Raw genomic sequence first — 7,599 nt, 5'->3', positions numbered from 1 at the left:
CCCTCGGCGCGCGCCGGTCCGCGACCGCGCCGGAGGCCCCGGCCCCGGCCCCGGCACCCGAGCCGGCGGCGGACGCACCGTAGCGGTAGCGTCCCCGCCCGCGGCACCTCCGCGACCGGCCCCGATCGCGAGGGGCCGGCGCGGGCGGCGGTTAGGCCGTGATCGATAATTTACCTATGTCCCAGTCTCCGAGGCGGCGCCGGCCCAAGCCGCGGCTCAGCGCGGACCAGCGGCGCGCCGACCTGCTGGAGGCCGCGGTCATCGAGTTCGCGCAGAACGGCTACCACGGCACCCGCACCGCGGACATAGCCGCGAGGGCGGGCGTGTCCCAGCCGTACGTCTACGCGCTGTTCCCGGACAAGCGGGCCCTCTTCCTGGCCTGCCACGACTGGACGACCGAGCGCATCAAGGAGGCGATCGAGGTCGCCAGCGCGGCGGACGGGCCGGGTGCGGGGCAGGACCTGGAACAGACGCTCGCCCGTGCCTACGGTGAGCTGCTCGACGCCCGCCCGTACCAGGTGCTGTTCCAGGTGCAGGCGCACGCCGCGGCGGGCGCGGACCCGGTGATCAGGGAGCCGGTCAGGGAGCGCTTCATCGAGCTCATCGAGCTGAGCGAGCGGCTGCACGACCTGCCCCGCGAGGTCGTCCTGCGGCAGGTTGCCCGCGCTGTGCTCGGCAACGTCGCGCTGGCGCTCGACCTTCCGCCCGAGTACCGCCCCGCGGTCTAAAGGAAAAAACAAATTTTTCCCGAACGATCCGTGGCGTCTCCCCTGCCGTCACGCCGCCTCCGCGAAGAGCATTGACATGCACGGACGCCACCATTAACGTGCGTTTAACCTGATTGGTTGATCAATCTGATCGGAAGGTCCTGCAGCGTCGATGACTTCCGTATTCCGCGCCCAGGGCGTGTCGGTCAGCTTTGGCGGCGTCCGGGCCGTTGTCGGGGTGGACTTGGAAATCGAGCCGGGTGAACTCATGGGCCTCATCGGCCCGAACGGCGCAGGCAAAACCACGTTCATCGACGCGGTCACCGGATTCGTGCGATACGAGGGCACGGTGGAGCTGGACGGCGCGAGCCTCAACGGGCTGCCCCCGCACGCGCGTGCCCGGCGCGGGCTGGCGCGCACCTGGCAGACGGTCGAGCTGTTCGACGACCTGACGGTCAGGGAGAACCTGACCGTCGCCGCCAAGGACGGCGGGCAGGCCTCGGTCGACGGGGAACTCGAACTGCTCGACCTCAAGACGTCGGCCGAAGCGATGCCGTGGGAGCTGACCCAGGCCCAGCGCAAGCGGGCAGGCATCGCCCGGGCGCTGGTGGCACGGCCGCGGCTGCTGCTTCTTGACGAGCCGGGCGCCGGGCTTGACACCAGGCAAAGCGCGGAATTGGGCGAGCTGCTGCAGAACATCGCGACCTCCGGGACCCCGGTGCTGCTCGTCGACCATGACATGGGCCTGGTGCTGAACACCTGCGAGCGGGTCGTGGTGATGGACTCAGGCAGCGTGATCGCGCATGGGACGCCCGCCCAGGTCCGCGGTGACGAGCGGGTCATCGCCGCCTACCTCGGGCATTCCTCGGCGGGAGCGGCGTGATGAGCGATACGGCCGCGAAAGGCGGCGTTCTCGAACTGGACGGCCTGACGTCCGGCTACAACGGCTCGGCGGTGCTGCGCGACGTCAGCCTGACAGTGGGCGAGGGAGAGGTGGTGGCCCTGCTCGGCGCGAACGGCGCAGGCAAGACCACGACGCTGCTGACGATCGCCGGCGTGGTGCGGCCGATGGGCGGCCGGGTGCTCTACGCCGGGGACGACCTCGCCGGCACCTCGCCCGACGCGCGGGCCCGCAAGGGGCTCGCCCACGTGCCAGAAGGCCGGGGCGTCTTCTTCAGCCTCACGGTCGCCGAGCACTTCCGGCTGAAGGCCCGCGGCGAGCGCCTCGACGCCGCCGCCGCGTATCGGTACTTCCCCGCGCTCGAGCCGCTGACCAGCCGCCGGGTCGGCCTGCTCTCCGGGGGCGAGCAGCAGATGCTTGCGGTCGGCCGCGCGCTGGCCAGGCAGCCGAAGCTGCTGCTGATCGACGAGCTCAGCCTGGGGCTTGCGCCGATCATCGTCGAGCGGCTGCTCCCGGTGGTACGCGCGTACGCGCACGACAGCGGCTGCGGCGTGCTCCTCGTCGAACAGCACGTCGATCTCGCCCTCACCGTCGCCGACAGGGGCTACGTGCTGTCGCACGGCGAGATCGCCGCCTCGGGCGACAGCCAGGCCCTGCGCGCCAACCCCGAACTCGTGGAGAGCAGCTACCTCGGCAAGCAGTCGGCGCCGGCCGCGCAGGAACCGGCCCCAGAGTAGGCAAACACCTACCCCGCTGGTGGGTCCTCGCCGATGGTGCGGCCCGCCGCCGCGGGCCACGATGGATGCCATGAGCTACCCGCTGACGTTCGCGTTCCTGGCCGGCACGGTCGCGTGCGCGGCCCTGGCCTGGGCGCTGCTCGCCGTGCGCGACCCCCGGCCGCCCGCGGCGGGTCCCGGCGTGGCCCTGGTCCCGGTGGTCGCGCTGTGGCTGTGGGCCGTTGGCATTACCGCGGTCCGGTACTCTCCGCGAAGCAACGCGAACTTCTCGCTCGTCCCCGAACAGGCCGGCGGCGGCCCGCTGCTGCCCACCCTGACGCAGACCAGCGCGCTGCTGACAGGCCTGCTGATCGTGGCCGCGACAGCGCTGCTCACGCTCCTGCTGCGCCGGACGGCCGCATACCTGGCGGCCGTCGGCCTGCTCGTCTTCGCGGTCTACGGGGCATATGCCTGCATCGTCCTCCAGCCGCGGGTCTACGCCAGCGGCTATTACTGGTACGACTGGATGCTCAGCACGTCACGCTCGCTCGTGTGGGTGCTTGTGTGCGCCAGCGCCGTCGCGAGCTTCGCGCTGCCGAGGAACGCGATCCTCGCCGACCTGAAGGCGCACAAGCTCCTCACCACCCGCGTCGAGCGCCTCACGCGGACCCGCGCCGAGGCCGTCGACTTCGCCGCCGCCGAGCTGCGGCGGCTGGAACGGGACCTGCACGACGGGGCGCAGGCCCGCCTGGTCGCGCTCGGCATCAACCTGCGCGCGGCAGAAAAGCTGGTCAGGACCAGCCCCGGCGCCGCCGAGGCCCTGATCGCCGAGTGCCGTGAGGTCTCGTCCAGGGCCCTGGCCGACCTGCGCGACCTGGTGCGCGGGATCTACCCGCCGGTGCTGGCCGACCGCGGCCTCGGCGCCGCCGTCGAGGCGCTGGCCCTGGACTGCCCGGTCCCCGTGATCACCGAGATCGGCCTGCCGGGACGGCCGCCCGTCCCGGTGGAGTCGGCGGTGTACTTCGCCGTCGCCGAGGCACTGAACAACGTGGCAAAGCACGCCGGCGCCACCTGCGCCCACGTCCGGATGGCGCACGCGGCGGGCCTGCTGCGCGCCGAGATAACCGACGACGGCACCGGCGGCGCCAACACCGAGAACGGCACCGGGCTCGCCGGGATGGAGCGGCGCCTGGCCGCGTTCGACGGCATCCTGGCAGTGCACAGCCCCGCGGGCGGGCCGACCATCATCGTCATCGAGGTGCCATGCGCGTTGTCCTCGCCGAAGATCTCTACCTGCTGAGGACGGGCCTGGAAAGGCTGCTCGCGGCGCACGGCTTCGACGTCATCGAGGCGGTCGGCGACGGCCCCGCGCTGCTGCGCGCGCTCGTCCAGCGGCAGCCGGACGTCGCCGTCGTCGACGTCCGGCTGCCGCCTACGTTTACCGACGAAGGGCTGCGGGCGGCGATCGCCGCCCGCAGCCAGGTGCCCGGCCTGCCCGTCCTCGTGCTGTCCCAGTACGTGGAGCAGCTGTACGCGCGCGAACTGCTCGCCGACCGGGCGGGGGCCGTCGGGTACCTGCTGAAGGACCGGGTGTTCAACGACGACCAGTTCACCGACGCGATCCGCGCCGTGGCCGGCGGCGGCACCGTGATGGACCCCGAGGTCGTCGCCAGGCTCATGGGCAGGCGCGCGCGCGACGCGCCCATCGCCCGGCTGACCGCGCGGGAGCGCGAGGTCCTCGCGCTGATGGCCGAGGGCCGCTCCAACGCCGCGATCGCGCAGCGCCTTTTCGTCACGGAAAAGGCCGTAAGCAAGCACAGCACGTCGATCTTCGCCAAGCTCGGCCTGCCGCCGTCGGAGGACGACAACCGCCGCGTCCTCGCGGTTCTGGCCTACCTCAACGCCTGAGCGCCGGATGCGGCAGGATGGGGGCATAGCCCCTTCCGTGAATGGAGGTTCCAGGTGGCGCAGCTGCCTCCCGAGCCAGGCGCATGGACAATCGACTCGACGCATTCGTTCGTCGCCTTCGCCGTTGAGCACTTCACGATCGCGTTCGCCCGGGGAATAGCGTCCGGGCCGACAGGCGAGATCACGATCGCCGGCGACCCGCTGGCCTCGTCCGTGCGGGCGTCCATCGACGCGACGACCCTGACCACAGGGAACAAGATGCGGGACGAAAAGATCCTCGGGCCGGACGTTCTCGACGTGGCTCAGTACCCGACGATCGACTTCTCCTCCCGCGCCCTGCGAGAGCAGTCGCCTGGGCATTACGCGCTGGACGGCGAGCTGACCATGCACGGCATCACGCAGCCGGTGACCCTCGACCTCACCGTGCACGGCGTGATCACCGACGTGTGGAACAAGACGCGGCTGGGGCTCACTGCGACCACCGAGATCAAGCGGAGCGACTTCGACGTGCTGAAGTGGGGCCACGTGGCGCTGACGGGCGGCGGTTTCATGGTTCCCGACAGCCTCCAGGTGACGATCGAGCTCGAGGCGACGCGCGAAGACGCCTGACCGCTTACGCCTTGATCGTGCCGTCGGCGCTGACCAGCAGGGTGTGCACGGTCCCGCCGATCGCGATCCTGAGCTGGTACCAGCCCGCCCCGTGCGCGACGGCGGACGCGGTGACCCGGGTCCCTGGCGCGGCGGGCACGATCACGGTGAGGATCGCCGCGCTGGCCCCGTACCTGGTCATCGTGACGACGTCGTCCGGGGTGCGCTGGTTCTGCGCACGGGACACCCAGCCCTGGTAGGGGCTGACCTGCCCGCGGACCACCCGCGTCGACCCGGCGGGGATCACCTGCCCGGGCAGCGGCACCTGCCCGATCACCAGCTCGGTGCCCGGCGCCGTGGCGACCGCATACGCGCTGCGCACCGTCGTCACGGTCAGCGCCGGGTCCAGGTGCCATAGCTGCTGGTAGACCCCGCCGCCATAGGCCCGGTCGAACACGACGACGAAGTCCGGCGCCTGGCTGACGTACACGCTGCGGTCGCGGACGTCGCCGCCGAACGCGGTGTCGGTGAACTCGTAGAACTGGGCCGTCGCGCCGACATGGGCGGTCACCAGGCTCGTCGGCGCCGACGGGTCGAACGGCTCGTCGGGCATGACCAGCGTGCTCGCCGCCTCAGGCGACAGCAGGTAGGCCCGGTACGCGTTCTGCTCGTACCCGTCGTGCCCGGCGTCGACGATCAGGTCGCGCCCGCGCGCGTAGTAGGTCAGCCCCATGTGGTCGGCGTGCCCGTGGATCTGCGTCCCTGGCCCGAAGCGCAGGGAGTAGAACGACATGTCCCCGAACGTCTGGCTGGTCCCCCACCCGGACCGGCCGAATATGTACCCGGCGGCGTACACGCCGACCCGCTGGGCCGGCGGCGTTCCCTGCTCGCCCCGCGTCGCCGCGAACTGCAGCGGGGTCCCGGCCCGGTCCCGCGGCGTTATGTTGTAGGTGTCGCCGATCTGGACGAGCCTGCCGTTCGGCTGGGTCGCCAGCGCGAGGAACAGGGCCATCTTGGCGATCGCGTCCCTGTCGGCCGCCGGGAGCGGCGGCTGGCGGCAGGCCGCCAGGTCCGCCTCGGCCTCCGTCCACAGCCCGTAGGTGAAGTTCGCGTACCCGGTGGCCTGCTCGTTGGTCGCGCCCTGCGAATCCACGGCAGGCCCGTAAACGTTCGGCTCGAACGATTCGACCATCTGCTGCCTGGCGATCTGCCGCCAGGTGACCGGCTGCCCGTCCCAGTAGCTCGCCGGGTACGCGCAGCCGGCCCGCAGCAGTTCCAGGTCCTGGGAGAGGCCGTGATTGTAGGCGCCCTGCCAGTTGGCGGCGTAGTAGTTCAGCAGCCCGGGGATCGCGTTCTGGATCCAGGCCTGGCCGGGGAAGGCCTCCGCGGAGCACATGAGCGTCTCCGGGTTCTGGTTGGCGATCGGCACGTCGGCCAGCCAGCCGCGCAGGATGGCCGCGGCGCGGGACCGGTACGCGCCGGCGTGCCTGCCGCCCCTCAGGTAGGCCTCGATCAGCGACTCGATCCAGGTGCCCGTCTGGAAGTCCAGCACCCAGGTCGGGTCGTCGTACGGGTCCATGTACCAGTCGATGTCGCCGTCCCTGCCCGGGTCGATGGTGACGGCGTTGAACGGCGCGATCGTCAGCCGACCGGCCATGATCTGGGCGACGGTGCCCGCGGGGAACGCCGGCATGGACCCGCACGCCCGGGCGTCCGCCGGGTCCGGCTTGATCGCCGTGCTGGCGGCGGCCGCCAGCACGCCCGCGGCCGCGGCGGCTGGGGCGCCGGGAGTGGTGGCCAGGGCGATCCCGGCGCTGTACTTTCCTGTTGGCGCAGACCAGCCGGACTTTCCTGTTGGCGCAGACCAGCCGGCAGGGGCGAACGCGGCGATGATCCCGGCGGGTGCCCCCGGGACGCGCCTGGCCGCGGCGGACGCCGGCCTGGCCCGGACGGGCACGTGGCTGACCGGGGCCGCCCCGGGCCCAGCCGGGGGCACCCCGGAACCAGCCGCGGCCAGCGCGACGAGCAGCGCGACCGCGAGACCGGGCAGCGCCACCCGTGACCAGACGCCACGCACGATGTCATTGTCTCGCTACGCCGGCCCGGCCGCAGCCCACTCCGCACCCGGCCGCGGCTGCGGCCACCCCGGATCCGGATTGGCGGTAGGGCCCCCTGCGCCAAGCCTATTGTCGGCGGGGCCCCCACCGCCAATAGCAGCGCGAACCCGCCGGCCGGACAGGCCCCGGCGCCGGGCTCGCGCCGGGACAGCTGTGGCTGCTGTGGTGCCCGCGGCCACCGATGCGCCGCCGTTTCCGAGTATCGGCTTCCGGTATATCGGCAGCCGATATATAGTGGGCGGCATGCCAGCACGGGACACCGGGCGCGGACGGGACGAGGGCGAGCAGGGCCAGGCCCTGGCCGGGTTCGGCCGGTACGCGGGGCCGGCCACGCTGATCTTGTCCAGCCTCGCCGGCGGGACCAAGCACGGGTACGCGCTCACCAAGGACATCGAGTCGTTCGCGGGGGTGCGCATCGCGCCAGGCACGCTGTATGAGGCACTCGCCCGGCTGGAGTCGCAGGGCCTGATCGAGGCGGTCGAGAGCGACGACCGCCGCCGTCCGTACCGGCTCACCGCCGGCGGGGCCGGCGCGCTCAAGGCGCACCTGGACGCCCAGCGCCGGGTCGCCGACGTCGGCCTGCGCCGGCTGGCGGGCAACTGGGGCACCGCGTGAACCCGGCCGGCGACGACGCGGCCGCCCGCGCCGCCCGCGCCGCCCGG

8 protein-coding genes are annotated in these 7,599 nt (G+C 72.3%); 7 read left to right on the top strand and 1 reads right to left on the bottom strand.

What is annotated here, in order from left to right; translation table 11 throughout:
• The first annotated feature begins 176 nt into the window (after positions 1–176).
• The 6 genes from Q1N79_RS24665 to Q1N79_RS24640 all read left to right on the top strand — a co-directional run bounded on the left by Q1N79_RS24665 (position 177) and on the right by Q1N79_RS24640 (position 4,841).
• Positions 177–728, top strand: a complete 552-nt coding sequence (locus Q1N79_RS24665; protein WP_300612906.1) for a TetR/AcrR family transcriptional regulator — start codon at positions 177–179, stop codon at positions 726–728.
• Between the two features lie 151 nt (positions 729–879).
• A complete protein-coding gene (locus Q1N79_RS24660; protein WP_300612904.1) occupies positions 880–1,590 on the top strand; it encodes an ABC transporter ATP-binding protein in 711 nt (236 codons plus the stop codon).
• Positions 1,590–2,345 carry an ABC transporter ATP-binding protein gene (locus Q1N79_RS24655; RefSeq protein ID WP_300612902.1) on the top strand — a complete coding sequence of 252 codons (756 nt, stop codon included), beginning with the start codon at positions 1,590–1,592 and terminating at the stop codon, positions 2,343–2,345. The genes Q1N79_RS24660 and Q1N79_RS24655 overlap by 1 nt, the downstream gene beginning before the upstream one ends.
• A gap of 70 nt (positions 2,346–2,415) precedes the next feature.
• Complete coding sequence (locus Q1N79_RS24650) at positions 2,416–3,624, top strand: sensor histidine kinase (RefSeq protein WP_300612900.1); 1,209 nt, start codon at positions 2,416–2,418, stop codon at positions 3,622–3,624.
• On the top strand, positions 3,588–4,232 hold the full coding sequence (locus Q1N79_RS24645; protein ID WP_300612898.1) for a response regulator transcription factor: 645 nt from the start codon (positions 3,588–3,590) through the stop codon (positions 4,230–4,232). Before Q1N79_RS24650 ends, Q1N79_RS24645 begins: the two co-directional genes overlap by 37 nt.
• Positions 4,233–4,286: 54 nt before the next feature.
• Positions 4,287–4,841, top strand: a complete 555-nt coding sequence (locus Q1N79_RS24640; RefSeq protein WP_300612896.1) for a YceI family protein — start codon at positions 4,287–4,289, stop codon at positions 4,839–4,841.
• A 4-nt stretch (positions 4,842–4,845) separates the two neighbouring features.
• Here the strand turns inward: Q1N79_RS24640 and Q1N79_RS24635 are convergent, their stop codons facing one another.
• Entirely contained in the window at positions 4,846–6,897 is a 2,052-nt protein-coding gene (locus tag Q1N79_RS24635; protein WP_300612894.1) for a heparinase II/III family protein, read from the bottom strand.
• A gap of 283 nt (positions 6,898–7,180) precedes the next feature.
• Here Q1N79_RS24635 and Q1N79_RS24630 point away from each other — a divergent pair, with 283 nt between their 5' ends.
• Entirely contained in the window at positions 7,181–7,552 is a 372-nt protein-coding gene (locus Q1N79_RS24630) for a PadR family transcriptional regulator (RefSeq protein WP_300612892.1), read from the top strand.
• Positions 7,553–7,599 lie beyond the last annotated feature (47 nt).

Origin of the sequence: Trebonia sp. (assembly GCF_030042015.1) — a bacterium.
Lineage (GTDB): Bacteria > Actinomycetota > Actinomycetes > Streptosporangiales > Streptosporangiaceae > Trebonia.
The sequence above is the reverse complement of the archived record's forward strand: the minus strand, read 5'-3'. Positions and strand labels throughout refer to the sequence as shown.